Here is a 26,984-nt window from a genome sequence, read left to right on the forward strand (position 1 = left end):
GCCTCGTGGTGCGGAAGGGCTCAGGAGCGGCGGGGGAGGGCGATGCGGGTGCAGATGTTCTTCACCTGCGTGTAGGAGAGCAGCGCGTCGAGGCCCTTCTCGCGCCCGAAGCCGGACTTGCGGTACCCGCCGAAGGGAAGCTCCACGCCGCCGCCGGCGCCGTAGCAGTTGATGAAGATCTGCCCCGCCTTGACGGTGCGGGCCAGCCAGTTGGTGGCGCCGACGTCGCGGCCCCAGATCCCGGCGACCAGCCCATAGTCGGTCGCGTTGGCGAGCGCCGCCGCCTCCTCGACCTCGTCGAAGGGGAGGATGGTCAGAACCGGGCCGAAGATCTCCTCCCGATGGACGCGCATCTCCGGGCGCGCGCCGTCCAGCAGCGTCGGCGACACGAAGTTCCCGCGGCCGAGATCGGCGCCGGGCAGGGGAGTCCCGCCGGTGATGACCTCCGCCCCCTCGTCGCGGGCGATGCCGATGTAATCCAGCACCTTGCCTTGCTGGGCGCGGCTGACCAGCGGGCCGATGTCCGGGTTCTGCAGGCCGGGGCCGACCTTCAGGCCATGGCAGAGCGCCGCCAGCCGGTCGACCAGTTCGCGGTGCCGGGCGCGCTGCACCAGGACGCGCGACCCGGCCGAGCAGGTCTGGCCCGAGTTGGGAAAGGCCGCCTTCAGGAGCACCGGCAGCGCGTCGTCGAGGTCAGCGTCGGCCAGCACGATGTTCGGCGACTTGCCGCCCAGCTCCAGCAGCACCGGGACGATGTTGTCCGCCGCCGTGCGCATCACCTGGGCGCCGGTCGCGACCGACCCGGTGAAGACGACCAGATTGACGCCGGGGTGCGCGGCGAGGGCGTAACCCGCTTCCTGCCCCAGACCCGGAACGACGTTCAGCACGCCGGGCGGCAGCCCTTCCTCGTGGCAGATGCGGGTCAGCTCCAGCACGCTCAGGCAGGCCAGTTCGGCGGGCTTCAGGACCACTGTGTTGCCGGTCGCCAGCGCCGGCGCCAACCCGCGGGAGGCGATCTGCAACGGGTAGTTCCAGGGGACGATCTGCGCCGTCACGCCCAGCGGCTCGCGCACCGTGAAATCGGCGTAGTCGGGGCCGAGCGGGATGGAGCTGCCCAGCACCTTGTCGGCGACGCCGGCGTAATATTCGAAGAAGCGCGCCGCGGCGACCGCGTCGGCCTGGGCCTGCGCCAGCGGCTTGCCGGTGTCCTGGCTTTCGAGGCGGGCGAGGCGGTCCTGCTCCTCCAGGATGCGGCGGGCGATGGCGTGGAGGACGCGCCCGCGCTGCACCGGCACGCAGTCGGCCCAGCCCGGCAGAGCCGCCTGCGCGGCCCGCACGGCCTCGTCGATGTCCGACGCGCCGCCGCGGGCGATGTGTGCGAGGACGGCGCCGTCGGCGGGATCGAGGATCTCAAGCGTCTCGCGCGAATGGGCCGGGCGCCATTGGCCGTCGATGAAGCAGTCGTAGGAAGGCAGGGACATGGTGGGAATCCGAATCCGAGGTGGAGGGCAGAGCCGCCGGTCAGGCGGCCAATTGGGACGGGAGCCGCCGGTCAGGCGGCGTGGTGGGCGAGGTCGCCGCCGAGATAGGCTTCGCGGATGCGGGGGTCGCGGCGCAGCGCGGGGGCGGCGCCCTCCAGCACGATCGACCCGCCTTCCAGCACATAGGCGCGGTCGGCGATGGCCAGCGCCTGGTTGGCCATCTGCTCGACGAGCAGAATGGTCATGCCGTCCCGGCGCAGACCGACGAGCGTTCTGAAGATGTCGGCGGTGATGATGGGCGCGAGCCCGAGCGAGGGTTCGTCGAGAATCAGCAGCTTGGGTTCCGTCATCAGGGCGCGGGCGATGGCGAGCATCTGCTGTTCGCCGCCGCTCAGCGTGCCGGCGATCTGGTCGCGCCGTTCCAACAGCCGGGGGAACAGCGCGTAGAAACGGTCGATGTTGGCGGCGATCCGCTGCGGCTGAGAGCGCAGCAGATGCCCGCCGAGCAGCAGATTCTCGTGGACCGTCTGGTCGGTGAAGATCTGCCGCCCCTCCGGGGCCATGGCGACGCCCAGCGCGACGCGCTGCGGGGTGCTCAGCCCGTCGATCGGCCGGCCGTCGAAGGTCACCCGCCCCGCCGCCGGGACGAGGCCGGTGATGCCGCGCAGGAGACTGCTCTTTCCGGCGCCGTTGGCACCGATCAGGGCGACGATCTCGCCGGCCCCGACCCGGATGGACACCCCGCGCAAGGCACGGATCGGCCCATAGGAGACGCTCAGGTCGGCGACGGTCAGCATGCGCGCTCCTCCTTGTCAACTTCCGGCCCGTCCGGAGCCGGGCTGTCCTCGCGGCCCAGATAGGCCTCGATGACGCGGGGGTTGGTCTGGATGTCGCGGGGCCCGCCTTCGGCGATCACCACGCCCCGGTCAAGGACGACGATCTCGTCGGAGATCCTCATCACCAGGCCCATGTCGTGCTCCACCATCAGCACCGCGATGCCGAGCTGGCCGATGCGCTTGATGAGCTGCCCAAGCTCGGCGGTCTCCCGTGGGTTCAGGCCGGCGGCAGGCTCGTCCAGCAGCAGCAGGACCGGGTCTCCGGCCAGCGCGCGGGCCAGCTCGACCCGGCGTTGCAGGCCGTAGGGCAGGCTGCCGGCCAGCGCCCCGGCGTGCTCGCCCAGCCCCACGAAGTCCAGGACGGCCTTCGCCTTGGCGACGGCATCCTCCTCCCGCCCGGTCACGCTGATCCGCGCGTGGGCGCCGATCAGCACGTTGTCCAGCACCGTCATGGAGCCGAACAGGCGCAGGTTCTGGAAGGTGCGGGCGATGCCGCTGGCGGCCCGGGCGTGGGGCGCGCCGCGGGTGATGTCCTGTCCAGCCAGCCGGATGGTCCCGGAATCCGCGGTGATCACGCCGGTCAGGATGTTGATGAGGGTGCTCTTGCCGGCGCCGTTGGGACCGATCAGGGCGTGGATCCGGTGGGCGTGAAGCCGCAGCCCGACCTTGTCCGCGGTCACCACGCCGCCGAACGCCTTGCTGACGTCGGCCACCTCCAGTAGGGGGCCGGCGGACGGCTCCGCCCGGCCGCGCTCCATCGCGGTCAGCGGGGGAGTCTCCATCCCATCCAGGACCGCCATCCGGCGAGGCAGGACGCGCGCGATCGCGCCGGCGACGCCCGTCGGCATCAGGTAGAGCGCGAACAGCAGCATCGCGCCGTAGATGAAGTGCTGCACCGACGGCCATTGCGCCAGGAACACCTCGGTCATCGTGAGGATCGCCGCACCGGCGATGGGACCGTAGATGTTGCCGGCCCCGCCCAGCAGCACCAGCAGAAGGATGAAGACCGACAGGTGGAAGGTCACGAAGTCGGAATTGAAATACTGGTTCTGCTGCGCCACCAGCGCGCCGCCCAGCCCGCACAGCGCGGCGGCCAGAACGAAGGCGAGCGTCTTGTAACGGTAAACCGAGATGCCCGCGCACTCCGCGGCGATCTCGTCGCTTTGCAGCGCCAGCAGCGCGCGCCCGAACCGCCCGTTCAGCAGATGGGACAAGGCGAGATGGACCGCCACGCCCAGCACGATCACCAGGACCACCCAATGCTTGAGCGCGAAGGGCTCGTCCCCCAGCGCCAGCGGGGCGATGCCGTAGATGCCCTGGGCGCCGCCGAACAGGTCGGTCCATTCGGTCACCAGCTTCTCCACCACCAGCCCGAAGGCCAGCGTGACCAGGGCGAGGCTGGGTCCCTTCACCCGCAGCGACGGCAGGGCGATCAGCACGCCCACCGCGGCGGCCACCAGCGGGGCGGCGGCCAGCGCCAGCGCCGGCGGAAGCTCCAGCCGGGTCGTCAGCAGGGCCACCGTGTAGGCCCCCGCCGCGAACAGTCCCGCCTGCCCGAGCGACTTCTGCCCGGCATAACCCGCCAGCACGTTCATGCCGGAGGCGCAGATGTAGTAAACGCCGGCCATGAAAGCGACGTAGAGGTAGAAATCGTTGCTCAGCGTCAGGGCAAGCGCCACCAGCGCCGCGCCGATGCCCAGGGTCGGGGCCGCCCGCAGCAGGGCGGAGCGGCGGGCCGCCGGCCGGAGTACGGAGGCCTCCATCATACCTTTTCCACCAGCTTCCGGCCGAACAGGCCGTTGGGCGCCATGGCCAGCACCAGGATGACCAGGAGAAAGACCATGATTTCCCGCCATTGCGCGCTCCACAGGGCCGTGAGGGACTCCACCAGACCGATCAGCAGGCCGCCGGCCATGCAGCCGCGCGGGTTGGTCAGACCGCCGATGATCGCCGCGGAGAAGCCCTTCAGGGCGATGATGACCCCCATGAAGAGGGAGGCCGACAGGATCGGCGCGACCAGCACCCCGCTCAGCCCGGCCAGCGCCGAGCTGGCGAGGAAGGCCATCGCCATGACGCGGGGCACGTCGATGCCCATCAGCGCGGCGGCGTCGCGGTTCAGCGCCACCGCCCGCATGCAGCGGCCGATGGCCGTGCGACGCATGGCGAGGTCGAACGCCCCCAGGATGGCGAAGGCGAGGACCAGCACCACCAGCTCCTGCGAGCGGAAGCCGGCCTCGCCGACGCGGAACACCTCGTCGCCGAAGGGGGCGGGCAGCATCCGCGCCCCCAGCCCCCACACCGACAGGGCGGCGCTTTGCAGGACGATGCCGAAGCCGATCGTGCTGACCACCCAGGACATGCCCGGCTTGCCGGCGAAGGGCCGGATCGCCGCCAGATAGAGCGGCAGCCCCAGCACCCCCATCGCCAGCGCCGCGGCGACCGCCGCCAGCGCGTAGAGCCAGACATAGCCGACCGCGTCGGCCCCGAGCGCCGCGGTGAGCACCCCCACCGTTCCCAGCCCGACGAAGGCGCCGACCGACACGAAGTCACCCTGCGCGAAGTTCAGCGTCCGCGTGGTGGTGTAGGTCAGGTTGAAGCCGAGGGCGATCAGGGCGTAGACGCTGCCCAGCGTCAGCCCGCCGATGATGGCTTGCAGCATGGGTCACCCTCCGTGACGGTTCGCGGGCCGCGTCACTTCTTGAAGTCCGCCGGTTGCAGCCCGGCCAGCACCGGGTCGTTGAAATCGACGACCTTGCCGTCCTTCCAGCGCGACCAGTGGTAGTCCGCGGCCGTCAGCCCCTCGTGCTGGGTGGCGGAGAAGGGCTTGTCGTAGGTCTTGACCATGCCGGCGACCGGCTTGTTCAGGGATTCCAGCGCGGCGCGCACCGCCTCGCCCTTGGTGTCGCCGGCCTGCTCGGCCGCCGCGGCCCACAGCAGGACGGTGTCATAGGCCTGCGAGGCCGCCCAGAACATCGACGGGTTGGCCAGCTTCGGCCCGATCCGTGCGAACAGCGATTCCGCTTCCGCCGACTTGCGCTCGCTGGAGGTGGTCAGGAAGACCGGCCATTCCATCAGCTTCGGCCCCGCGACCTCGGGGAAGCCGCTGAAGGACGCCGCCCAGGTGGTGAAGACCTTCGGGAAGTAGTCCAGTTTCTCCATGCTGCGCACGAGATGCCCGAGCGGGGCCGCCTGCGCCCAGACCACCAGCGTGTCCGCTCCCGCCGCCTTGGCCTTGGACAGTTGCGAGGTCATATCGGTGTCGCGGGCGTCGAACTTCTCGATGGACACCGGCTTCATGTCGTGCAGCGCCGCGATCTGCTCCAGATCCTTCAGCCCCGCCTGTCCGTAGCCGGTCGTCTCCACGAAGAAGCCGACCGCCTTCGCCTCGGGGTTCTTCTTCACGTAGGCCAGCAGGGCGGAGGCCTGCTCGCGGTCCACCATGGAGACGCGGAACAGGTAGTTGCCGCTGGACGGCCCTTCGGTGATGGCCGTGCTCGACGCGCTGGAGACCAGCACCGGCATGCGCTTCTGGTTGGCGATGTGCTTCCAGGCCAGGGCGTTGCCCGAATTGGTCGGGCCGAAGACGACCGAGACCTTCTCGCGGTCGATCAGGTCGGTCATGTTCTGGATCGCCTTGGGCGGCTGGCCCAGGTCGTCGCGGACCAGGAACTCCAGGGGACGGCCCAACACGCCGCCGCGCTTGTTGATGTCCTCCACGGCGGCGCCGATGCCGAGCACGCCGATCTGCCCCGATTCCGCCGACGGCGAACCGGAGATGTCGCCGTTGTAGGCGATCTTGATCGGGTCGGCGGCCTGGGCCTGAAGCGATGCGGTCATCAGGACGGCGGCGGCGGCTCCCAGGAGCGCCGTCAGGCGCGGGCGCGCGGGCGCCGTGTTGTTGGACGCCGTGCCGGTGGACGTTGTATTTTTCATGGGCGTTCCCCTCCATGTTGGTTGTTCTGCCGGTTGCGGTTCGGCAGTTCGAGGTCGAGCAGGGCGGAACTCAGCGCCTTGCCGTGGGCGTCCAGGGCGAGCGAGCGGGTGACCCCGCCGCCGAGCGCCCCGGTCAGCACGAAGTTGAGCGCCCCCAGGGTCGGCAGCTCGTAGCGGGTCACCGTTCCGGTCACGATTCCCTGGAAATGCGTGGCGACGCTCTGGGCCGTCAGATGCTCCGCCAGGAACGGGTAGTCGGTCTCGTCCAACGCGATGACCGAGATATTGGAGATGTTGCCCTTGTCGCCGGAGCGGGCGTGCGCGATGTCCCGGAGTTTCATGGCTTACGCCTCCAGCAGGGTGACCGTGGTGCGCACGGCGCTTTCCGGCAGCAGGGCAGACGCGACGGCGACGATCTCGCGCGCCGACTTCCAGGCGCCGCCGCCGCCAGCCGGACCGTTGGTGTAGAGCGTTTCGACCTCGTTTCCGATCCGGGCCGCCTCCTCCAGCGTGGCCGTCCGCCCGGCCACCCGCAGGCGGACCTCGTAGGGCGTGTGGCCGCGTGACCGCCGGTCGCCGTGCAGCGCGTCGAGGCCGATCAGGTCGAACCGCAGCTCCTCGGCCCGCACGCCGGTCAGGGCCAGCCGGTCGCGGACGATCTCCAGCGCGAGCCGCCCGCGCTCGACCGCTCCCGGTCCGGCGTAGGAGATCTGCCCCTCGCCGATGCAGCTGTCGATGTAGCCGATGGACAGCTTCAGAAGCCCGGTCCGCGCGGCGCCGCGCCCGCCATGGACGCGCACCCGGTCCGGCCCGTCGCCCTCGACGCGGGCGGCGGAGAAGTCGGCGACCACGTCCGGCTGGTAGTAGCGGGCAGGGTCGTGGATCTCGTAGAGCAGTTGCTCCTTCACCGTCGCCGGCGTGACGCAGCCTCCCGTCTCCGGCAGCTTGGTCAGGAGGAGCGTGCCGTCGGCGAGGATTTCGCCGATGGGAAAGCCCAGCCGGGCCAGTTCCGGCACGTCCTTGACGCCGGGGTCCGCGAAATAGCCGCCGGTCACCTGCCCGGCGCATTCCAGCAGATGGCCGGCCATGGTGCCGCGCCCCAGCGCGTCCCAATCGTCCATCCGCCAGCCGAATTCATGGACCATCGGAGCGAGGAACAAGGCCGGGTCGGCGGCCCGTCCGGTGATGACCACGTCGGCGTGGGCGGCCAGCGCCTCGACGATGGGGCCGGCTCCGATGTAGGCGTTGGCCGAAATCACGCGGTCGCCGAGACCGCGCAGGGTGCCGCCGTCCTCCAGAGCGACGTCGAGTTCCCGCGCGGCCGCCAGCACGTCGTCCCCGGTCACGGCGGCGATCCGCAGCCCGTCCAGCCCAAGGGAGCGGGCGACGGCCCGCGTCGCCTCGGCGGCGCCGAGCGGGTTGGCCGCTCCCATGTTGGTGATCAGCCGCACCCCGTTGCGCCGGCAGGCGCCGAGCACGGCGGTCATGCGGACCGTCAGCAGCGGGTCGTAGCCCCCGGCGGGGTCGCGTTGCCGCGCCTGCTGGGCCAGGGCGATCGTCCGCTCGGCAAGGCATTCGAAGACGAGGTAGTCAAGGCCGCCCCGTTCCGCGAGATCGATTGCCGGTTCGATGCGGTCGCCGGAATAGCCGGCGCCGGAACCGATCCTGATGCGGTGCATCGACGGTCCTCAGCGCGGCGAAGGGACGGCGTGGGACGCGGCGGCGCCCATGGCGGCTCGGGTGCCGCCGGTGATCGAGGCTGGCATGGTCTCCCCCCTGCATTCTTGTTCGTTCCGGTTCAGCCGCTCCGGCGCGTCGCACCGGCGGGGATGAATTCCGCTGTATGCAGATCATCCTTGCCGAGATTGTTCGTGCAAACAATTGAATTGATTCAATCCCAGTAATAGAGTTGAGCTATGGATCTCAGCCTCCGCCAGATACGCGCCTTCCTCGCCGCCGCGCAGACCCGCAGTTTCACGCGGGCGGCGGAGTCGCTGCACGTCGCCCAGCCGACCCTGACGGTGCAGATCCGGCGGCTGGAGGAAGCCCTGGCGGTCAAGCTGTTCGACCGCAACACCCGCTCCGTCGAGCTGACCCGCATCGGCAGCGAACTGCTGCCGGTCTTCCAGCGCATGGTCCACGACCTGGACGCCGTGGTGGTCGACACGCATGAGATCGCCGCCATGCGGCGCGGGGTGGTGCGCGTGGCGGCGCTGCCGACCATAGCGGCGGGCGTGCTGCCCGACGCCATCCAGTCCTTCCGTGAACGTCATCCCGGCGTGACCTTCGTTTTGAAGGACGTCATCGCCAGCCGCGTGCTCGGGCTCGTCCGGTCAGAGGAGGTGGACCTGGGGATCACAGGGGGCGAGGCGAAGGGACAGGACATCGACACGGTGCTGGAGGTGCGCGACCGGATGCACATCGTCTTCCCGAAGGGCCATGCCGTCGGCGATCTTCCGCGGGTGACCATCGAGACGCTGGCCGAAGTGCCGCTGGTGCTGATGGACCCGGCGACCAGCGTCCGGGAGATCGTCGACGAGGCGTTCCTGTCCGCTGGACGGATCGCCAAGCCGGTTTGCGAGGCGACCTACATGATGACAGCCATCGCGATGGTGCGGGCGGGGCTGGGATTGACGATCCTGCCGGGCTCCGCGCGCGAGATCGCCGCGGAACCGGCATTGCGCTCGCGTCCCATTGACATGTTCGGGTTTTCCCGTCCCGTCAGGGTCATCCGCAAGACGGGGCGGTCGCTGCCGCCGCTGGCCGGAGCGTTCCTCGATCACCTCTGCTGTGTTCTCAACGATTGCCGGATGTTTCACCGGGTGGGGTGAACGGAGCTTACCCCTGAAGCGATGGTTTTCCTGCATAGGAAGCAGGAATCCTTACTCCCTCATGGGTTCCGTCGGTCCGGAGCCGGCGCGGCGCCTCGGCCCGCTCGCAGGACCAGTCGTGGCGTTCGGATTTGTCGAAGACCGGGATGTATGGCTCGATTCCACACTCATGGACCAACCAGCCGAGCATATCGGACGCCTCGAAAAACGGTTCCGTTGCAAAGTTTGCCGGCGGGCGGAGATCGGGTAAAACCCGGCTGCTTTCGGCGGCTGGGGTGAGACGGTGATGCGCAGCGGGAAGAGCCCGTTCAAGGGCCGGCAGTTCACGGCGGCGGTGATCTTTATGGGCGGTGCGCTGGTACCTGCAATTTCCGATCAGCTACCGGGATCTGGAACGGATGCTGGCCGACCGCGGCGTAACGGTCGATCACACCACCCTCTACCGCTGGATCCAGGCCTATGCGCCGGAGCTGGACAAGCGCCTCCGGCCGCACCTGCGCACGACGGCCGGCTCCTGGCGGGTGGACGAGACGTACGTGAAGGTGAAGGGCCGGTGGATGTACCTGTACCGCGCCGTCGATGCGCGCGGGCAGACCATCGACTTCCTGCTCAGCGCCAAGCGCGATGCCGCCACCGCCCGGCGCTTCTTCCGCAAGGCGCTGAAGCAGGCGCACACGGTGAACCCGCGCACCGTGACCGTGGACAAGAACGCCGCCTATCCGAGCGCGACCAAGGCGATGAAGAAGAGCGGCGAGCTCTGGCAGTTCACCAAGCTGCGCCAAGTCAAGTACCTGAACAACATCGTTGAACAGGATTACCGACGGATCAAGCGGCTGGTCCGGCCGGGGCTCGGGTTCAAGGGCTTCCACACCGCGCGCCGGACGATCGCCGGCTACGAGATCCTGGCGATGGTGCGCAAGGGGCAGGTCGCCGCCATTCCCGCCAACGACATGCCCGCCCAGGCGACCTTCATCGCCAGCCTGTTCGGTGTTGCCGCCTGAAGTTGCTGAACCGGAGGCGCGATCATCCCAGGCCAGACTTTGCAACAGAACCACCGCAAGCGGGTCCGCCGCCTGATGCTGCGGATGGGGCTGCAGGCGGTCTACCAGCGCCCGAAGACGAGCGTGCCGCATCCGGAGCACAAGATCTGGCCGTAACTGCTGCGCGACCTGTCCATCGACCGGCCCAACCAGGTGTGGTGCACCGATATCACGTACATTCCCATGCGTCGCGGCTTCCTGTACCTGGTAGCGGTGATGGACTGGGCCTCGCGCCGGGTGCTGGCGTGGCGGCTATCGAACACCATGGACGTCGAGTTCTGCATCGAGGCCGTGGAGGAGGCGATGGCGCGCTACGGCCGGCCGGACATCTTCAACACCGATTAGGGCAGCCAGTTCACCAGCCCGCGCTTCACCGGCCTCTTGACCGCAGCCGGCATTCGGGTGTCGATGGACGGGCGCGGCCGGTGGATGGACAACGTGTTCATCGAGCGGCTGTGGCGATCGATGAAATACGAGTGCGTCTACCTCCACGCCTTCGAGACAGGCAGCGAGGCCAGGGCCGGAATCGGCCGGTGGATCGACTACTACAACGCCGACCGACCGCACTCCGCGCTCGGCGGCAAAACACCGGATGAGGCCTACGAGGGCACACCGGACCGGATCAGATTGGCGGCATGACAAAAACCTGAACCAAGCTTATCCCAGCCGCAATTCTGTCCGGGAAACGGGGACCAGCTCAGCGTCGCGGGGACCGAGCCAAGCAACGTCCGTCGCAAGAGCCTCACCACTCGGTCCGCGATGCCGATTGTTCACATGTTCGATGTCGGCTTTGACCGCCGCCGCCGCTTCCAGGAACTTGGTTCGCGCTTCCTCGTAACTGGCCGCAAAACTTTCAGAAGCATCCATTCCCCGCCTCCTTGTGTCCGAACATTCTGGCTCTGACGATCATCCGCACGGACATCCCCGGAGCGGAGATCGCAGCGGCTTAAACGCAACCGCGGCCTCACACCTCGGCATAGTCCCGCGCGCTTGAAACCACGGCTCGGCCCTTCGTGAAGTCGGCCACAGTCACCTCGGGGACGCTCCGCCGCAGCGGATCAAGCGAGAATGTGGCCTCCGGTTCGCTCAGAGCCCAATCCTCGTCAAAGATGTTCGCAAAGTAGCCAGCAATGCCCGCGTGTTCGACGAGAAGGCTGGCCTCGCGGTTCGACTGAATGCCGGTGGTCGACCAGTTCTGCGAGCCGATCAGAACCCTCCTCTCGTCGACGACGATCAGCTTGTTGTGGCAATGCACGAAATGCCGGGCCGACAAAAAGCGGAAGTTGTCGTCGAAATCCAGCTTAAACTCCGCCATGGAATCGAGGAATTTCTGCCTCTTCTCACCGTAAAGATATTTGGGAGAAACGATGATCTGGACGGAAAGCTCCGGATGGTCGTTCCGGACCTTCTGAATGGTCCGCAGCATGGCGTCCACCGTGGATTGTCCGCCTCGAATGTATTGCTGCTCGATGCGGATGCTGCGGACGGCGGAGCCGAGAAAGGCCTCGAGCGTCTCCTCGAAGTTCTCCGGGGTCACGACCGGAGTGATTGCCACCGGCTCCCCCGGCGTGACGGTCAGGCTCGGAAAGAGCTTGGTCGGGGGGTTGGACGGCGCCGCTTCGAAAAACAGCGATGCCGCCGATCCCGGGGCAGCAAGAACGGCCGCCGGGGCGCTTTCCGCCGCCGCGCTCTCCGGCGGCAGGCCTTCCGACAGCCGCATGTCCCGCGCGACGAGCGCCGCAAAGAAGTCGGCGAGTTCCCGCGAATGCACAGCAACGCCCATGTCGCGGTTGCCGGTCTCGAACCGCCCAACGACAACGCCGTCGCCCTCGTTGAACGGGATGCTGTTTTCCGACCAATTGCCGCTCTGGATCATGACGATCTCGCCGTCAACGACGATGATCTTTTCATGAGCGTTGCCAAAGTAAGCGTTCGGGTGGCCGGCCGAACTCGAGGGCGCCCTGACGCAACGCGCGCCAAGTCTGCCGAGCTCGGCGAACAGGTTCGGGTCGTCTGCGTCGTTGGTGTCGAGCATCAGCGACACGCTGACGCCGCGCCGCAACGCCCGTTTCAGAAGCTCCTTCATGTAGCCGGCGCTGAAGTCGTAGAGGCCGATCACGATCGACTGCCGGGCGCTGTCGATAAGCCTGCTCGTGACGGCGTAGGTCGAGTCCGGCGATGCGTAGGCCATGATCCGGCCGGAGACGTAGCGCGTCCGAAGCTGCTCTGGTGGCAGCTTCGGGTAGGGAACGAGGAACGGCGGCGCGGCCCCCTCGGTCAATTCGATGTCGAGCCTACGCCGGAGCGCCTCCGGCAGGTCCGCGAGCGTCCGCTCGGCGGCCCCCGCACCGCCGGCCGCCGGGGTGGCCGCGGCCATGGGCGTGGCGGGCAATGGCGCGCGGCTGCACGGCGGCTGCGCTGCCAACGGGGACGGCGCTGCCGCCGCGGCCACAACGGGGGCCGGCGCGCGCACGCGGCAACCCGACAGCGGAGCGGTGGTGGCTTGGCCGAAACGAGTCGCGAGGCCTTCAAGCTTGATGGTGACGAAATCCACGATCTGTGCGCCGAACTCAATGGGGCGGCCGGCGATCGTTATGTCGCTCACGGTGTAGCCCCGGTCCGGCGGCACTTCGAACACCGCGCGCACGAAATGTTCGTCGCTGCCCCGCACGTAGCGCCAGAACTCGCGCGGATCGGCACCGTCGGGCGTCCGCCAGCCGACCGGGTTGAAGCCTTCGAAATAGAGGCCAACGGGGTTGTTGAGGGTGATCTCCGCTCTCTGCCGGGCGAGCGCGTTGACCTGCTCGCCGATGTACGGATCGCTGTTGCGGCCCGGTTCCCCGTAAGCCGAGCAGAGGATCAATTCCTGCGCGCCGGACAGTTCCACGCCACTCTTGATCCGGCGGATCGTGGCGGCGGCGCCAAGCTCAATTTCCGCCCGCAGCGAATTCGCCCGCTGGATCAGGTGCATGGCACCGTCCGTGGTGGTGCGGTTGAAGCGGTTCTGGCGGTTGTAGCGCCCCCCGAGGAACAGATCCTCCCGTTTGACCCGGGGGGAGACAAATTCTCGGTACAGGTCCACCACCTTGTCCGGGTTGAGCGTGGCAAGCACCTCCCAGTACTCCGGCCCTTCGCAGGTGAAGGAGACGTGGAGGATCTTGCCGCTCGCCGGATCGTGGCTGACGGACCACTCACAGTATTCGTCCTGGAGGTTGCGGTCACCGTCGGCCACCCGCCATCGCTGTTTGTCGCTCAAAGCCCGGCTTTTCACCTGGCGCGGAAAGGCGTTCCAGGAGATGGTGGCCACCCGTGCATCGGCGGCGGGCGGGTTGGTCAACGCGTTGAAGAACTGGGGACGCGGTCCGTCGTTTTCCTCCGGCACACCGGCACGCGCCTCGTCCAGCCACCCCGAGATGAGCTGGCTCCACTGGTCCTTCTCATCGTCACGGAAGTCGTTCAGAAAGCCTGGAGGGTCGAAGCGCTGCACGGGCGGCCTCCTCTCACTCAATGGTTGATCCTGCAAGGCGCATGGGACCGTTGTGATCGTCTCGACGCGCCCGGTTTCGGTCATCCGCAAGGCGGGTGCGTCCGCGGGAATGTTCGTGCGCGGTGTCGTCAGCGTGAATTCGGCCAGCGGCCGACACCGGAAGCGGCGCCGGCGATGCTCGGCCAAGCGGAACCAGCCGTCGACCACGGTCGCATCGACCATGCCGGCGCGGAGCGCCTGGAAGTACGCGGTGATTCGGGCGATGAACGCGGCTTCGTGATGTTCTGTGGTCCAATTCGCCAGGAATTCGCGCTCGGGACTGCCGGGCTGTCCGGCGCCGTCGGAGCCGGTGGCGACGGCCGTCTCCAGCGCCGCGACGACCTGCGTCTCGAGCTGCCGCGCCGGGTCGGAACCGCCGACCGCGTCCGGAATATAGCGCAAAAGCGCGGCGCGGCGCGGCGAGAACACCGGGTTTGGGAAGTCCACCATGGCGAGACACGCGACGAAGCGCGGGCCGAGCAGACCCGCCTGCACCATCTCATCGACGAGCTGTGTATCCTCGAACGCCGGCTCCGGCGTGAGAAAGGCGAAGTGCGTGTCGCCGTCGATTCTGATGGCGCCGTCCGACCGATGGACGCCGTAACGAGTTAGGCACTGGAGGTAGAGCGCGCCCGGAATCGCGATGTCGGCGACGGCGGGGTCGCCCGGCACTAGCCCGAGTGTGTCGAACAGCGTGTCCCGGTTGATGAAGAACGACAGCGGCGGCCGCAGGATGGAGGCGTCGTTCAAAAGGTGGCTGGCCGTCTCCGAAGTCGTGAGATTGACCGTGGTGTCGGAGACCGCCTGGCGCAGGAAGTCGCCCACCTGCCGCCAGACGCCATCGGGGCCGACCGCTTTGCGCACGCGAGCGGCGTTCCAGCGCCGGATGCCCGGCTTCACCACCTCGGTTTCGAGCCGCTCGGCGGTCACGCGCGCTGTGAACAGCGGATCGTCGCGAAGAGGATCGTCCGGGGCCAGCGCATCGTTGTTGATGCCCGCCTGCGGCGCGTGCCAGTGCTGCCAGGGCGAGCGCAGCTCCTTCATCACCAGCGAGCCGTTCACATGGCTGTCGAACGGGCCGTGCCCCCGCGTCGGGGGCGCCAGGGCGTGCGGCGACGCTCCCGCCCAGAAAAAGGTGCCGCGCAGGCGCTCGTAGTAGTGGAAAACCTCGTGGGTGGCGTCCCAGCCGATGACCTGCAGGAAAGCCGGATCGGCGGCCGAGTTCACCACCGTGCTCGAGGAGATCAACAGCGGAAAGTCGCCGTTGCCGCGCGCGACGGCAAACCGGAAGGACCGCTGCAGCCGGTCGGTTTCGGGAGACCACGGAATGTGGCCGCCGTCGGCCACCAGGAAAACCAGCTGGTCGGGCAGTGCCGACGCGGTGCCGTCGAGCGCATCGACCGCAGCGAGGACCGCGCGCAAGCTCAGCGGGAAGGGCTGCCCCGAGCGCAGCAGCCGGCCAAACGGATCGTCGAGGTCCGGCAGCTCGTCGGTTGTGATTGGCCGCGGCTTCATGTCGAGGCCCCCGATGCGCCGGTAGAGAACGTTCGGCTGTGGCAGCGCCGTCGCATCGGGGGCCGCGTCGCTGAGGGCGTCGCAGCCCCCGTAGGGATAATTGCGCGTCGGGAAGCGCTGCTGCTCGCGATGAAGGGTCATGGCGCGGCACCCGGTCGCACCGATTGGCGGGCCACCAGCCACGCCCATCCGGGGGAGACGGCCGACCACCGACCGGCCGTCATGACACGGTCCCCTTGTACAAGGCGACCTGTTCGGGATTCTCTCGTTCAAAGCCGACGAGCTTCAACCGCGCCCCAATGCGCACGCTCGGCTGCAGCGTGGCGACTCCCGCCGTATCGGTGGTCAGATCGACCGAGGCCAGCGGGCGGTCATCAATGAAGAAGTCCAGCCGATCGAGCCCCCGGGTGGTGATCGCGACGCACTTGTTCGCCGGATTCCCCGGGTCGGAAGCGCCTACCGTGAGCTTGATGCCACGCGGTTTGAGCGTCAGCAACAGGTCGGCAGCGTCCGCCAGCAGGTCGGGGTCGCCGTGCATCACATCCGCGCGCGTGACTTTGTGGATGTGGTCGGGAACGACTCCGAAATCCTCCAGCAATGCCCCGGCGCGCTGTTTGACCCGGAGACACTGGCGCACGGCCACGCGCATTCCGGCTTGGTTGGGGAGCGGTTTCAACCCCCAGCCGAACGGCAGCACCGCGGTGAGCAGCCAGTGCTCCCAGACGTTGGCACCACCCGCGCCGGTGTTGTCGGACACGCCAAGGATCGGGCCGATCCTGTGATCCTGGAACCCGGCGGAGAAAATGTCGGTTGCGGAGTAGCAGTTGCCGTCGACGATGAGCACGACCGGGCCGTAGTAGCATTGCCCGATCGCGTTGCAGCTCGCGGGATCCGTGACGGGAAAGGCGTGCGAATAGACCGAGCCAGTCTCCACCGCTTCGTCGAGCGAAGATTGCCAGAGGTGCAGCGGGATTTGTGATGTCGCGGGATTGTTGTGGCAGAGATCCACCGTTCCAGGGGTCACCACAAACAGCATCCGCTCCGGTTCGATCTCGACCGGAGACAAGGTTTGCAGCAGCCGCTCCGCCGCCCAGATGTGGCCACCCCCATTTCCGCGCACGTCAAGGATGAGCCCCGTCTCCGGAATTTGGCCGAGCAGGCGGATGAACTCGTCAATGAATCCGTCCGGGTTGTCGACGTAAAAGGTGCGGATGCAGATGTGGCCGAACCTGTGCCCCTTGACCGTGAGGGAGCGGGCGCGAAAGGCCGCGTTCCATGGCACGCGCACCTTAATCTCGTCCGCGCCGGCCGTCTCTCCGGCCGATTCGGGGGAGGCGCTGCTGCGGGTGCCACATATCTCCTGCCCGTCGGCGGCGTCCTGCAGCACGCGCAAGATGTCGGGCTCGAAGAGAAGCTGGCGTGCCTCCCGCACGGCGTCGGCCGTGACATCAAGGCCCAGCGCCCCCGCCAAAGCGAGATTGGCGCGGGGCTGCGGGGTGCTTGCTGGGCTTGGCGCAGCGGCCTTCGGCGGTTCGAAGATCAGGTCGGCCGATCGGGCGATGCTTTCGCGGCTGAGGTCGAGCGACGACTGCGCGTGGCGCGCATGGACGGGTGGTGTGGCCGCCCGGCTCGGTGGCGTTCCTGCCGCCACGGTGGCCTGGACCTGCGCGACCGTTGCTGGGGCGTAGCGCACGAACCAGGATTGGCGCATCGAGACCCGGGCGGCGGGGTCGTCCGCGACCGTCCCGGGCGGGACGAATTCCAGATCAACGAAGTCGGCGTCCGGCGGCAGCGCAGTGTTCATTGGGCGGATGGTGAGCGAGCTGACGCCGCGCGCGTGACGCGCCGCCTCGTTGCTCCCCGCGGTCTGATCGGCGTTGGCAAGCACCGCGCGCTCGATTGCCATGCCATTCCAGTTGAGGAGCTCGACGCCGGGTCCGAAAGCCGCAGCGGCGAACCGGTAGCCGGGCGTCACGCGTGTTACCAGATAACGCCGGCAGTTCGCCTCGTAGAAAGGCGCGACCTCGAAGGGCAGGTAGGCGATGTAGTCGCGGTAGGGGCGCGGCAGTAGATAATTGGTGTGGAGGTCGCGGACCGAATTGAAGATTTGAGTCAGTGTGTTGTGGAAGGCCAGCTCGTCCCGCTGCCCGGCCGGGATGTCGGCCTGCTGTTGCAATTGCTGTTGAAGGCGCCGCTGCAGCACCCGCAGGCGCTGGATGGGGCGGACGGCGTGAATGGCCTCTTTGAGGGGGCGGTGGACGTAAAAGTTGTCGAGCATCTTGATCGCCTGCTCGACGATGAGAATGCGGTCCTGCTGCGTCAGTGTGCCCTCGACGCTTTCCCGGAACCGCCGCAGCGTCTGGTCGCCGGCGGGGGGCAGTTCGTCCTCCGGAGCGGCAGACGCATCGGCGGCCGTGGCCTCAGGGGCTGCCGACGGCCAGACGAGGGGGCCGCGCGGATCGTCCGGCAGCACCAATTGGCGCTGGCGTCGGCGCACGCCATGCGTGGCCCTCGAGCCGCCCGGTTCGGGAGAAGCTTCCGCGCCGGGTGTGTGCGGCACCGGCGAAGGAGTGATCTCGCCCCGCCTCCTCAACGCTTCGGCGACCGCGGCTTCCGTGTTCAGGAAGACGCCGACCGGCTTGCCGGGATCCTCGAGGAGCGGCATGCCCGTGCCGGCCAGGATGTCGCGCACGTCAGCGTGGGAGAGGCCAGGGTTGACCGACAGCATGAGCGCGATCGTGCCCGCGACCTTCGGGGTGGCGCCGGAGGTGCCGCCGAAGCCGTTTCGGTAAGCGTTGTCGGCTGCCTGTCCGCAGGTCAGGTCGTGCGCTGGATCGCCCGGCGCCGAGACGACCACACGCCTTCCATAATTGCTGAAAAATGCCCGCTTGTTGCTGTCGAGGGCGTAGGCGGTGGCTCCGACGAGAATCGAGCCGGTCGGATCGAACGGGTCGCCGGCGTCGGTCCTGTCGGCCGGGCGATCCCCGTTCCCGGCAGCGACACACACCACGCACCCGTCGGCGATGGCGGCCCGGACGGCCCGGTGCACCACGGGAATCTGCTCGTAGTTGCCGCCAGTGGCGGTTTGCACCTCGAGTATGATCACCTTGCGCCGTCCACTGGAATCGGTCCGCCGCACCCAGTCGATAGCCTCGGCCCAAGACTCCTCGAAAACCGACGGCGTCGGGGCGCTGTCGCCCTGTACGGCCCAGAGGTCGGCTTCGGGGGCGTAGCCCGCGATGCCAGCGCCGTCCGCGCGGGCACCGGCAATGCCAAGCACCGCGGTGCCGTGTGCCGCGAAATTGCCGTGGCTGACATCGGCCCCGCCATCCACGGCGTTGTAACGACGCTCGATCCCTGCCCTCAGTTCGTTGTGCGTGGTTCTGAAACCCCAGTCGATGTCGGCCACCACAACGCCGGCCCCGCGCGCGAAGCGCCACGCGTGCGGGGCCCGGGTCCGGTGCAGGTACCATTGCCACTCGAGTCCGGTCGCCGGATCCTGGGTGAGGGGACCGCCGTCATTTCCGACCAGCGGATCGCTCAGCGGTGGGGGCGCCAAGCTCACCGCCGGCGGCATGGCGCGCGGTACGACAACCGCACGCGCGACTTCCGGGAGACGTTTCAGCGCGGCGGTCACCTCGGCCGCCTTCGTTCCGGGCGGGAAGCGCAGGCGCACGAACCCGTCGAGGGGGGGCAGGCTCTCGAGCGCGCTCACCTGCTCGGCCGTTGCAGCGCCCATTGCGGCAGCCTGTCGCAAGCTGGCCAGGCGCGCCTGTTCCGTGCGCACTTGCTCGGGCGAGGACACCAACCGCGCTTCCTGCAAACCGAATTGGCGAAGCACAGCGCTCAACTCCGACTCGATTGGCGCGAATGGTCCCCCGGTTCCCGACAGGAAGGCGCTTGTATCGCCGGCAAGGGCGGCGCCAACCGGCGCCACGCCGCGGGCGAACTCCACCTCAACAACCACGTCTTCCACCGCCGGCGATAGCGGGGCCACGTTGGCGTTTAGCCCGCTCTGACCGGTGGCGCTTGCCGGAATGAACGGAACGCCTTGGTTCGAATCGTCCCGCACGACCGCTTGCGCATCCGTACTGGAGTCGGTCGGATTGCTCATCGGGTTTGGCCGATCGCCCATCGCCATGACGGATCCCCTCAGTCTGCATCGCTGCAGCACAATATTCGCCAGACCAAAAAAACGAGTTCTTTGACCGTTGCTTGGCCTGACGTCGCCGCTTTCGTCAACCGCAGCAGCGATTCATTGTAGATCGGGAAATAAACATCAGCGTTCTCCTAGTGGCAATTCAGCAATGTTTCGCCAGAATGCTTTCAGGCTCTCCAGTCCCTGAAAAGCCGCGCTCCACAGGGTGGCATCGCCGATGACAACGCGTCCTGCCAGGCCGGCACGTGTGCGAAGCAGTGCGTTGAAGGTTCGGTGTCCCTGCAAGACGAACGGATGCTCGGTTGCTGCGGGGTTGATCACCCGCTCCGCCAGCACATCGACAGTGTAGGCGCCGGTGGGCAGGACCGCCAGATGAGGCAGGTGGGGGTGGAGGTTGAAGGTGATCACACCCCGGAGAAGCCCGTCTACATCCAAATCCGTGTGGACGACAAGGCGCTCCGGTGAGCCGTCCGTCGCGCGTGCGGGGCTCAAGCCGTAGCAATTCACCACGGGGATACCGAGCGCTTCCAGGATCCCGCAGGCGAAGCCACCGATCCTTTGTTGCGCGGGCACCAGCCGGTCCGCGTGATGAGTGAACTCGGCAATCCGCGTGCTCGGATCCTCGCTCGCGCCGACATCGTGGTGCGGGCAGACGACGAGGCACGCCTCCTCCCTCGCCAGGAAATCGCGAAGCATCTCGGCCTCGCCGCTGGTTGGCCGCTGCGCCGTCCTTCGATGGTCAAGACTCACGACGATGAGGGTATCTATTCCGGCCAAGAAATCACGGTCGAGTTCGCGCGCAACACCCTTATCCGCCGTGCGGTGTATGACCGTCACCTCGTTCCCCGTCGATTCCTTCACCACGCGACGGAAGAGATCGAAATCCCCCAGCACGACATCTTTGAGGAAACCGCCGATGCCTTGATCGAAACGTTTGGGATCGGCAGCATGCTCGAAATGGGGCCAGAGGGCGCGACGGAATTCGAACAGAGTCGGGTATCGGTTTTCGAGGCCCCCCAGTTCGGCACCGGCCTCGGCTGGCCAGTTCCAGGAAAAATACAGGGCTATTCGGCGTCCGGGCATCTCACAGCCCTCTCGTTTGGGTGGGCCGGACGGTTTCCACCGCCTCCAGGATGGCTCGGCGGAGTTCACGCTCCAGGACATCAATGAATGAGCCCTGGTCGGTTTCCGTCACCCAGGGATCCATGATCACGGAGCGCAGGACCGTGATGGTGTCACCCTCCGAACCGGCCACACCCAAGCGCCGCTTCATGTCGTCGATGAACGCGGAGCCGTACGCCCCACGCACGAGGTCCGTGGTACTCACGATGAGGTCGTATCCGTGGATGTCGTGGCCCGGGTCGATGCTCAGCCGCTTGTAAAGCGCCTGATTCAGAGCGTTCATCAGGGCAAGGTCGCCATTCACGGCGCCATCCGGCAGCCGGAAATTAAAGGCATAAGACAGGATGTTCTGGTCCGGGCCAATCTCGCGGAGCAGGTCCAGGGCAGTCGGATCGGCTCGGATCTCGTCCCCGCTGCGAAGGTCGATCACCTCGCGGATGCGCTTCCGTTCCGCCACCACCACCTCGTCGGACGCTCCGCTTCGCTCGGCCGGCAGCCGGGGAACGGGCACGACGATGAACGGATCGTCCGGGCGCGCCAGGCTGAGCAAGCGGGCGTACAGCTTGCGGCAGCTGAAAAGCGCTTGGCCGATGATCCGGCCGTAGCCGTCGATGGTCGGCCTGATCACGCGATGGCTGAGATAGACGGCGGCGGCGGCGGCACCGGGCTTGGAACCCTCGACGCCGTAGATGCCGACCGTCGGCTCGGCCTCGCCATGGAAAACCACGGGAGCGCTGAAAGCGACGAGATGACGCATGGCGCCGTTGCGGTAGCACAGAGCGCCGGCCGGATAGGGGATATAGCCCGATTTGTGAGGATCGACGGTGATCGAGTCCGCGCGATCGAGCGCCCTCATATGCCGTTCTGCGTAGCGGCTCAGGGGCACGGCCGGCGGTGGAGCGTTGAAACCGGACGGCCGCGGCATATCGAACGGCTCGTTGATCGTCGAACGATGATAGCCTCCCCACGCGGCATCCACGTGCAGGTGCACGACCAGACCACGCCCGGCCAGGGCGTCACGCAGATCCGCCATAGCGTCGAGAGGATCGATCGCGCTCTCTTCCGTGGTGCCGACCACCCCAACGACGGCAATGACCGGCCGCCGGTCCTGCAAACAGGCCTCGAGCCTTTCTCGGAGGATGTCGACATCGAGGCGTGCGTCGTTGTCGACGGGGATGTCGATCAGGTTGCCGGCCCCCAAGCCAAGAAGAGCGCCCGCCTTGGGGAACGAGTAATGCTTCGTTCCGGGAACAAAGATCACCGGGTCGGGGACACCGGCCAGAAACTCTCGGGCAAACCTGGGCAGCCCCAACGTCTGCAGCCCGAACGGGGCGACTTCCTGGGACACGGTCTGGGACGCGATTCCGAATTCCTGGGCGAAGCGGCGTGGCAGTTTCAGCACCTCGTCCGGGTTCAGATTCATCAGTTCCCAAGGGCCGAGGTCGCGAAGACGGGCCCGTCCACCCTGCGGCACGGGCAGGTCGACGTCGCGGGCGTCCGCCAGCTTGTCCGACGTCGCCAACGCCCGGCGCAACGCCAACGGATAGAAGCGGAGATTGCGCGCCGACCACATCGCCTCGATGTTGGCGACGGAACCGTCGCAGGTGATATGGCCCCATGGGCGCACGGCGTCAGCGGTGTGCGGCTCGGGAATGGAGTAGCCGAGCATGCGGCAGAGGTCGTCGCCGACCAGCAACTCGAGCAGCGTCGTCGCCGTCGACCCTTCGAACGCGACGTTGTTGGGGTTGTACAGCATCGCGGCGAAGTAGCCGACGATACCCGGAATCGTCAGATCCCAGTTCATATGCCCTTGGTAGCGCATGCTGAAGAAGGGCACCGACTTCTTCAGAAAGGCCAGGAGTTCCCGGTAGCCGGCGTTTAGGGCGTCGAGCGCGGCCAGGTATTCCGGCGACCGCTTGATGGCCTCGGTTATATGGGTCGGATCGCCCGGCCGGTAGTTGCGCCGCCAATGAGCCTGGTCGCGGACGGCCTCAGCGAGGAGCGCTTCGAGCAGCTCGGCGTTTTCTCCTTTCGGCCCCAGGAACCAGGCTTCGACGGCACGGCTTCCGGCGGTGCGGAGGTGCGGCGCCCCCGATTGCCCAAGCAAAGCAGCGAACCCTTGGCGTGCCCGATCCTTCATGACGCTGTCCATCAAAGCCTCCATCAGACGACCAGAATCAGGCGACCAGATCGGCGGGCAGGCTGTTGTCGGCCACGATGTCGTCGATGTCGGCGTTCCCGGAGCGTGCCGCAGCGCCCATACCGAACTTGGCAAAGGCCTCCCAGGCGGCCCGCCGCACCGTCCGGTGGACCTCCGCCGTGACGTGGTGGACCTCCACCATGTCGTCGAGGGCGCGCAGGATGGCGTCGCGGGCATCGAGGAACGTTGGGTTGGGCGGCGTCAGCTTGAGGCCGTCGACGACCATCTGCCACGCCAGCCGGTAACCCGATTGGTCGTCGTTGAGGGCCGCCCTGATGAGTCTGGTCATCTTCATGAGAGCCGCGCACCAGACCTCTCCGATGTCGTGGACCTCCGGGAACGACGCCAGATCGCCGAATCCAAAGGGATAGTCGTCATCGTAGGGTGCCCGGCGGATTCCGTTACGATTGTCCACGACCCAGTCGCCGGTCACGACTTTCTCTCTGCCGAGGCGATAGCTTTGTATGGTCAGGGCGAAATAATCGCTCCATCCCTCGCCCATTCCGCCGCTCTGAAGCGCGTCGAGCGCGGTCGCGTTCAGGCGGCCACCGACCAAACGGGTGGTCAGGCCATGAGTGTACTCGTGTGCCACCACGTCGAAGTCAAAGGCGGTGTGCCGATTGGAACTCTGCACCAGGCCCATGTTCATTGTCGGGGGCTGGCCGTCCGGCCCGGTGGCCATGTTGGCCGTCCCGAAGACCGGACCGCTGTGCGCGCGGGCACGGACCGGATCGTTGCCGAGGCCGGTGCGGGTGAAGTTGGTTTTCTGGAAGTTCCCCGACGGCTCATCGAAGCCGAGAATGTAAAGAAAATCGTGCATGTAGCAGCAGAAATAGAAGATGTTCAGGATTTTCTGATCGTCACCGAAGGGCTCGGCGGGATCGAACAGGTAGCTGCCGTCCGATTGACGGGTCCCCTTAAGCGTGACGGTGCTGGATCCAAGCGTCGCGATCGTGGAGTTGCCGATGGTTTCGCCCGGATTATCGATCCAATCCGCCGGGAAGAGAGCCAGGGGCGTGGTGGGCATGACGGGATAGTCGTCCAATGGCCTTGGAAACGGCACCTCCTTGCGTTCGGCGGAAATGCCGGGGCTGAACTCGTGGACGACCCCCCGGGCCTTGGCGCGATGCACGGTGCTGTGCGAATACAGCACCTCGCCCTCCGGCCTGTCGGCGGCGACGATCATCACGTACTGGTCCGTGTAATCCGGGAAGGTAAGGACTGCGTGCCAGGCGAGCCGGACACCGCCGGACTCGACGAAGATGATCAGGAACGCCTGTATGTCGTTTTCGAACGGCCCCTTGCTGATGATGGTGGGGGCCGCCGGAAGCAACGGAAACGATGTCAGGATTTGGGGCTCGTACGCGCTGATGTCAATGGTCGGCGCCGGGTGTCGGTCTCCGTACTGGCTTTCGATCTCGTAGGATGGCGCATCGGCCAGGAACTTTGCCGCCAGCAGCACCGCAGCATCCGCTGCAAGCAGCGGCACGGTGCTGAAATCCTTGGGAACAGCCGTGCTGTCCCCGAGCGCGTCGACTGGCTGTGCTTGCACATCGAACCGCACGGTGCGGGTCATTTGGAAGATCGGGATGCCGCGGTGAAACTGGTGCAGGTTGACGGCCGTGGCGCCGCTGCTCGTCCGCTGAATGGCGGGATCGGGAACGAATTCGGCGCGCCCGGTTGCACCGCCAAAGTTTTGGCTTTGAACGAACGACAATGCCTTCGCGACGAGGGCCGGTTCCCCGCCGGAGGGCTGTGCGGCGGCCGCGAAGGGCGTGCCCGTCACCGGATTGGTGCGCGCCCGCAAGGCCTGCGGCGCGGATGCGGCGGTGCCGGCCGGCGGAGCGGCGGTCTTGCGGCTGTCGAACTCGCGCGAGCTGCTCATGCGATCCTCCCTGGCGGCAACATGAAAGGCGCGCGATGGGGGCGCTGTGGATGGCGCGCTCGCCAGCACCCACGCAGCGGCCCCGATCGCCCGAGCGATGTCGGCGGCGTAGTCGGCGTCGATGAAGGTGTCGTCGCGCTGATGGTAGTGCGGGTTGGCTTCCGGTTCGGGCGCGTTGTCGCCGGGTCCGACGAAGAAATCCTCGGACGCGACGAGCGCCGGGTAGCCATAGGCGTGGAACGAGCTGTGATCGCTGCGACCGTCCGCAGGGTCGCCGCCTATTGTTCCGGTGCGGTAGATCTGCGCCGCTTCCAGGGCGGGCGCCACATGGCCGGCCATCTGGCGGACGCAATCGGCCAGGCGAAAGGAGAGGCCTTCGACGTCGGGAGTGGTCGCGCATCCGACATGAAGCTCCCACGACCGCGGTTCGGCGCGGTTGAAGCCGATCATGTCCATCTGAAGGACGCCGGCAATGGCGGCCCCACGGGCCCGAAGCATCCGCGCGTACGCACGACTGCCGACCAGCCCTTCCTCTTCAGCGTTGAACAGCACGAACCGGATCGACCGCTCCGGCGGATTGTCCTTGGCGAGACGGGCCAGCTGTTCGGCCAAGGCCAGGACCGCGGCCACGCCGCTCGCGTCGTCGTCGGCCCCTGGGGCCCGGTCGGTTGTCTCGTCATAAGGCGAGCTGTTGGCGGCGGTGGAGTCCAGATGTGCTGTAACCAGCACCATGTCCGGCGTCCGGCCTGCGATCTCTGCCTCGACGTTGAACAGTTCCCGTCCCCGATGGCTGAACCGGTGCAACCGAACCGTGATCAGGTCCGGCCCTAGAGTCGACAGCTCGGCCACCGCCTCGTCCACCGCACGGCGATTGTCGGGGTGGGCGAGATGCCGACTGACCAGCGTCCGCCCATCCCGCAGATCGGTGACGCCGGCAAAGCGGTCAACGCGCTCGCGGATTGCCGTGCCGTCGAGCGCGCGCAGAACGGCGGCCGCTTTTTCCTCCAACGCCAGTGAAGCGAAGCCGACGCCTGGTCTCAAGGTCGATGGGGGCGCCGGCGCCAGCAGATCGGGATCGGCCATGAGTTTCAGCGTATGGCCATGCCGCATGGTGTCGAGGTGAAGCTCCGCCATCGAACGGTGCGCCGGCAGCGCCACTACAAGGCCTTCCGGGGCGGTCGCGAGGACCAGACTGCCCTCCTCACCCGTCATGAGGCTGGCGGCGTCACGCAGAATAAAAAGATCGGTGAGCAGCGGAAGCCCGGCTGCGCCGAGGAAATCGACGCGCAAAGGCTCCTTGGCCAGAGTTGGCAAGATGGCGTCTGATGCGATTGCATACAGCAGGCTGTGGCCCCGCCCGGCGATGTGGAGTGGCACCAATCCCGCTGAGTCGATTCGTCCGGTGAGCCGAACCAATGGTGCGTCCGGACCGCCCGACACGCGGATGTAGCGCAGCGGTATTCCGTCGATGACAGCTTGGGCCAGCAAGGGATGGGGGCAGATTTGGAGCCCAGCAGCGGCGGCGTGTGCGCGTTCAGCGGCATCCTCCCCGACGAAAAGGCATTCCGAGGGGGCATGCCCCGCACCTGCGGCCGCTTGGCGGAAAATTTCCGGGCTGTCCTTACGCAAGCCCACATCCGCGCTGTAGATGCACAGCGCCGAGTCAAAGTGGTCCAGTATTCCAGCTTGATTAAGGACCTGATTCACTTGCACGCCTCTATCGTTCCCCGTATTCGATATGATCCCCAAGCGGAGATGTCGGGCGGTCAGTTGGGAGAGCAACAGAGGAACATATGGATAAGCATGGAACCCGATAAGATGCGCTGGCGACGGCGAAAGAACAGCCTCGCCGAGCGTGTCCCCCAAGTCGAAGAAGACTGATTTTATGGTCAAGGCGCCCTCCCTTATTGACGCGCGTTTTTCGACGCGCGATCAATTCCATTTTGCGCCAAATGAATGGGCCGCGACACTCGTGGCGGCCTTTCGTTCGCTGTGAAACAAATCGCAACACAAACATTGCGTCCTGTCAACAAAGCTAAAGAGGTGATCGCCAATCCGTTCAGGATTGCATACTCGAGTATGCTTTCCGTCAAGAAAATTATCTTTCATTTTTATTATCTCGATGAAGTCACGCAGATCATGTCAGCCCACCACCCGCATTATTCTGTGAATAATCAAAATTGCTGTCATCCCGATGGGGCCATACGTAGTTTTTCCTATGATTTGTCGCATAGGTTGCGCGCGCTATTTTGAGTACACGATTCTCTGACACAAACATTTATTGCCTTCCCTATTCGCAGCGGCCCGCCGATTGGACGAAGGGTTCCGTTGCAAAGTTTGCCGGCGGGCGGAGATCGGGTAATACCAAGTCCTGCGGAGTACGACTCATGCGGCGATTCCCGCTGAGCCGGGCGGTGTGATTCACGGGAGGGACCACAGCGACGAGGTCCCCCTAT

14 protein-coding genes and 2 pseudogenes are annotated in these 26,984 nt (G+C 66.9%); 3 read left to right on the forward strand and 13 right to left on the reverse strand.

Features of this window, described 5'->3' with window-relative positions:
* Positions 1 to 20 precede the first annotated feature (20 nt).
* The 7 genes from FHW79_RS13950 to FHW79_RS13980 all read right to left on the reverse strand — a co-directional run bounded on the left by FHW79_RS13950 (position 21) and on the right by FHW79_RS13980 (position 7,929).
* On the reverse strand, positions 21 to 1,481 hold the full coding sequence (locus tag FHW79_RS13950; RefSeq protein ID WP_183179478.1) for an aldehyde dehydrogenase family protein: 1,461 nt from the start codon (positions 1,479 to 1,481) through the stop codon (positions 21 to 23).
* A gap of 71 nt (positions 1,482 to 1,552) precedes the next feature.
* Positions 1,553 to 2,278, reverse strand: coding sequence for an ABC transporter ATP-binding protein (locus tag FHW79_RS13955; protein WP_183179479.1), 726 nt, complete (start codon positions 2,276 to 2,278; stop codon positions 1,553 to 1,555).
* A complete protein-coding gene (locus tag FHW79_RS13960) occupies positions 2,272 to 4,083 on the reverse strand; it encodes a branched-chain amino acid ABC transporter ATP-binding protein/permease (protein WP_183179480.1) in 1,812 nt (603 codons plus the stop codon). Before FHW79_RS13960 ends, FHW79_RS13955 begins: the two co-directional genes overlap by 7 nt.
* Positions 4,080 to 4,976 (reverse strand): branched-chain amino acid ABC transporter permease, encoded by an 897-nt coding sequence (locus tag FHW79_RS13965; protein WP_014199347.1) that lies wholly within the window; start codon positions 4,974 to 4,976, stop codon positions 4,080 to 4,082. Before FHW79_RS13965 ends, FHW79_RS13960 begins: the two co-directional genes overlap by 4 nt.
* A 32-nt stretch (positions 4,977 to 5,008) precedes the next feature.
* Entirely contained in the window at positions 5,009 to 6,250 is a 1,242-nt protein-coding gene (locus tag FHW79_RS13970; protein ID WP_183179481.1) for an ABC transporter substrate-binding protein, read from the reverse strand.
* A complete protein-coding gene (locus tag FHW79_RS13975) occupies positions 6,247 to 6,591 on the reverse strand; it encodes a hypothetical protein (protein WP_183179482.1) in 345 nt (114 codons plus the stop codon). Before FHW79_RS13975 ends, FHW79_RS13970 begins: the two co-directional genes overlap by 4 nt.
* A 3-nt stretch (positions 6,592 to 6,594) precedes the next feature.
* Positions 6,595 to 7,929 (reverse strand): acyclic terpene utilization AtuA family protein, encoded by a 1,335-nt coding sequence (locus tag FHW79_RS13980; protein ID WP_183179483.1) that lies wholly within the window; start codon positions 7,927 to 7,929, stop codon positions 6,595 to 6,597.
* Positions 7,930 to 8,166: 237 nt separating this feature from the next.
* Between FHW79_RS13980 and FHW79_RS13985 the strand changes: the two genes are divergently transcribed.
* The 3 genes and pseudogenes from FHW79_RS13985 to FHW79_RS13995 form a co-directional block, all read left to right on the forward strand.
* On the forward strand, positions 8,167 to 9,081 hold the full coding sequence (locus tag FHW79_RS13985; RefSeq protein ID WP_183179484.1) for a LysR family transcriptional regulator: 915 nt from the start codon (positions 8,167 to 8,169) through the stop codon (positions 9,079 to 9,081).
* A 286-nt stretch (positions 9,082 to 9,367) separates the two neighbouring features.
* A pseudogene (locus tag FHW79_RS13990) lies at positions 9,368 to 10,082 on the forward strand (IS6 family transposase).
* A gap of 54 nt (positions 10,083 to 10,136) precedes the next feature.
* A pseudogene (locus tag FHW79_RS13995) lies at positions 10,137 to 10,760 on the forward strand (IS3 family transposase); the annotation flags it as partial.
* 18 nt (positions 10,761 to 10,778) lie between these two features.
* Here the strand turns inward: FHW79_RS13995 and FHW79_RS14000 are convergent.
* The 6 genes from FHW79_RS14000 to FHW79_RS14025 all read right to left on the reverse strand — a co-directional run bounded on the left by FHW79_RS14000 (position 10,779) and on the right by FHW79_RS14025 (position 26,421).
* A complete protein-coding gene (locus tag FHW79_RS14000) occupies positions 10,779 to 10,988 on the reverse strand; it encodes a DUF2817 domain-containing protein (RefSeq protein WP_183179485.1) in 210 nt (69 codons plus the stop codon).
* A gap of 97 nt (positions 10,989 to 11,085) precedes the next feature.
* Positions 11,086 to 15,303, reverse strand: a complete 4,218-nt coding sequence (locus FHW79_RS14005; protein WP_183179486.1) for a phospholipase D-like domain-containing protein — start codon at positions 15,301 to 15,303, stop codon at positions 11,086 to 11,088.
* Between the two features lie 79 nt (positions 15,304 to 15,382).
* On the reverse strand, positions 15,383 to 19,303 hold the full coding sequence (locus FHW79_RS33260; RefSeq protein WP_183179487.1) for a S8 family serine peptidase: 3,921 nt from the start codon (positions 19,301 to 19,303) through the stop codon (positions 15,383 to 15,385).
* 138 nt (positions 19,304 to 19,441) lie between these two features.
* Entirely contained in the window at positions 19,442 to 20,404 is a 963-nt protein-coding gene (locus FHW79_RS14015; protein ID WP_183179488.1) for a hypothetical protein, read from the reverse strand.
* Between the two features lies 1 nt (position 20,405).
* Complete coding sequence (locus FHW79_RS14020; RefSeq protein ID WP_211108269.1) at positions 20,406 to 22,595, reverse strand: pyridoxal-dependent decarboxylase; 2,190 nt, start codon at positions 22,593 to 22,595, stop codon at positions 20,406 to 20,408.
* Between the two features lie 25 nt (positions 22,596 to 22,620).
* Entirely contained in the window at positions 22,621 to 26,421 is a 3,801-nt protein-coding gene (locus FHW79_RS14025) for a M20/M25/M40 family metallo-hydrolase (protein WP_183179489.1), read from the reverse strand.
* Positions 26,422 to 26,984: the final 563 nt, after the last annotated feature.

Source organism: Azospirillum sp. OGB3 (assembly GCF_014192915.1).
In the GTDB taxonomy this organism is placed as follows: Bacteria; Pseudomonadota; Alphaproteobacteria; order Azospirillales; family Azospirillaceae; genus Azospirillum.

Coding starts and splice junctions, on each gene's coding strand:
- FHW79_RS14005 (WP_183179486.1), bottom strand. CDS start 15,303: ATGACCCTTCATCGCGAGCAGCAGCGCTTCCCGACGCGCAATTATCCC.
- FHW79_RS13985 (WP_183179484.1), top strand. CDS start 8,167: ATGGATCTCAGCCTCCGCCAGATACGCGCCTTCCTCGCCGCCGCGCAG.
- FHW79_RS13960 (WP_183179480.1), bottom strand. CDS start 4,083: ATGATGGAGGCCTCCGTACTCCGGCCGGCGGCCCGCCGCTCCGCCCTG.
- FHW79_RS13965 (WP_014199347.1), bottom strand. CDS start 4,976: ATGCTGCAAGCCATCATCGGCGGGCTGACGCTGGGCAGCGTCTACGCC.
- FHW79_RS13980 (WP_183179483.1), bottom strand. CDS start 7,929: ATGCACCGCATCAGGATCGGTTCCGGCGCCGGCTATTCCGGCGACCGC.
- FHW79_RS14020 (WP_211108269.1), bottom strand. CDS start 22,595: ATGGACAGCGTCATGAAGGATCGGGCACGCCAAGGGTTCGCTGCTTTG.
- FHW79_RS13970 (WP_183179481.1), bottom strand. CDS start 6,250: ATGAAAAATACAACGTCCACCGGCACGGCGTCCAACAACACGGCGCCC.
- FHW79_RS14000 (WP_183179485.1), bottom strand. CDS start 10,988: ATGGATGCTTCTGAAAGTTTTGCGGCCAGTTACGAGGAAGCGCGAACC.
- FHW79_RS13975 (WP_183179482.1), bottom strand. CDS start 6,591: ATGAAACTCCGGGACATCGCGCACGCCCGCTCCGGCGACAAGGGCAAC.
- FHW79_RS13955 (WP_183179479.1), bottom strand. CDS start 2,278: ATGCTGACCGTCGCCGACCTGAGCGTCTCCTATGGGCCGATCCGTGCC.
- FHW79_RS14015 (WP_183179488.1), bottom strand. CDS start 20,404: ATGCCCGGACGCCGAATAGCCCTGTATTTTTCCTGGAACTGGCCAGCC.
- FHW79_RS33260 (WP_183179487.1), bottom strand. CDS start 19,303: ATGGCGATGGGCGATCGGCCAAACCCGATGAGCAATCCGACCGACTCC.
- FHW79_RS13950 (WP_183179478.1), bottom strand. CDS start 1,481: ATGTCCCTGCCTTCCTACGACTGCTTCATCGACGGCCAATGGCGCCCG.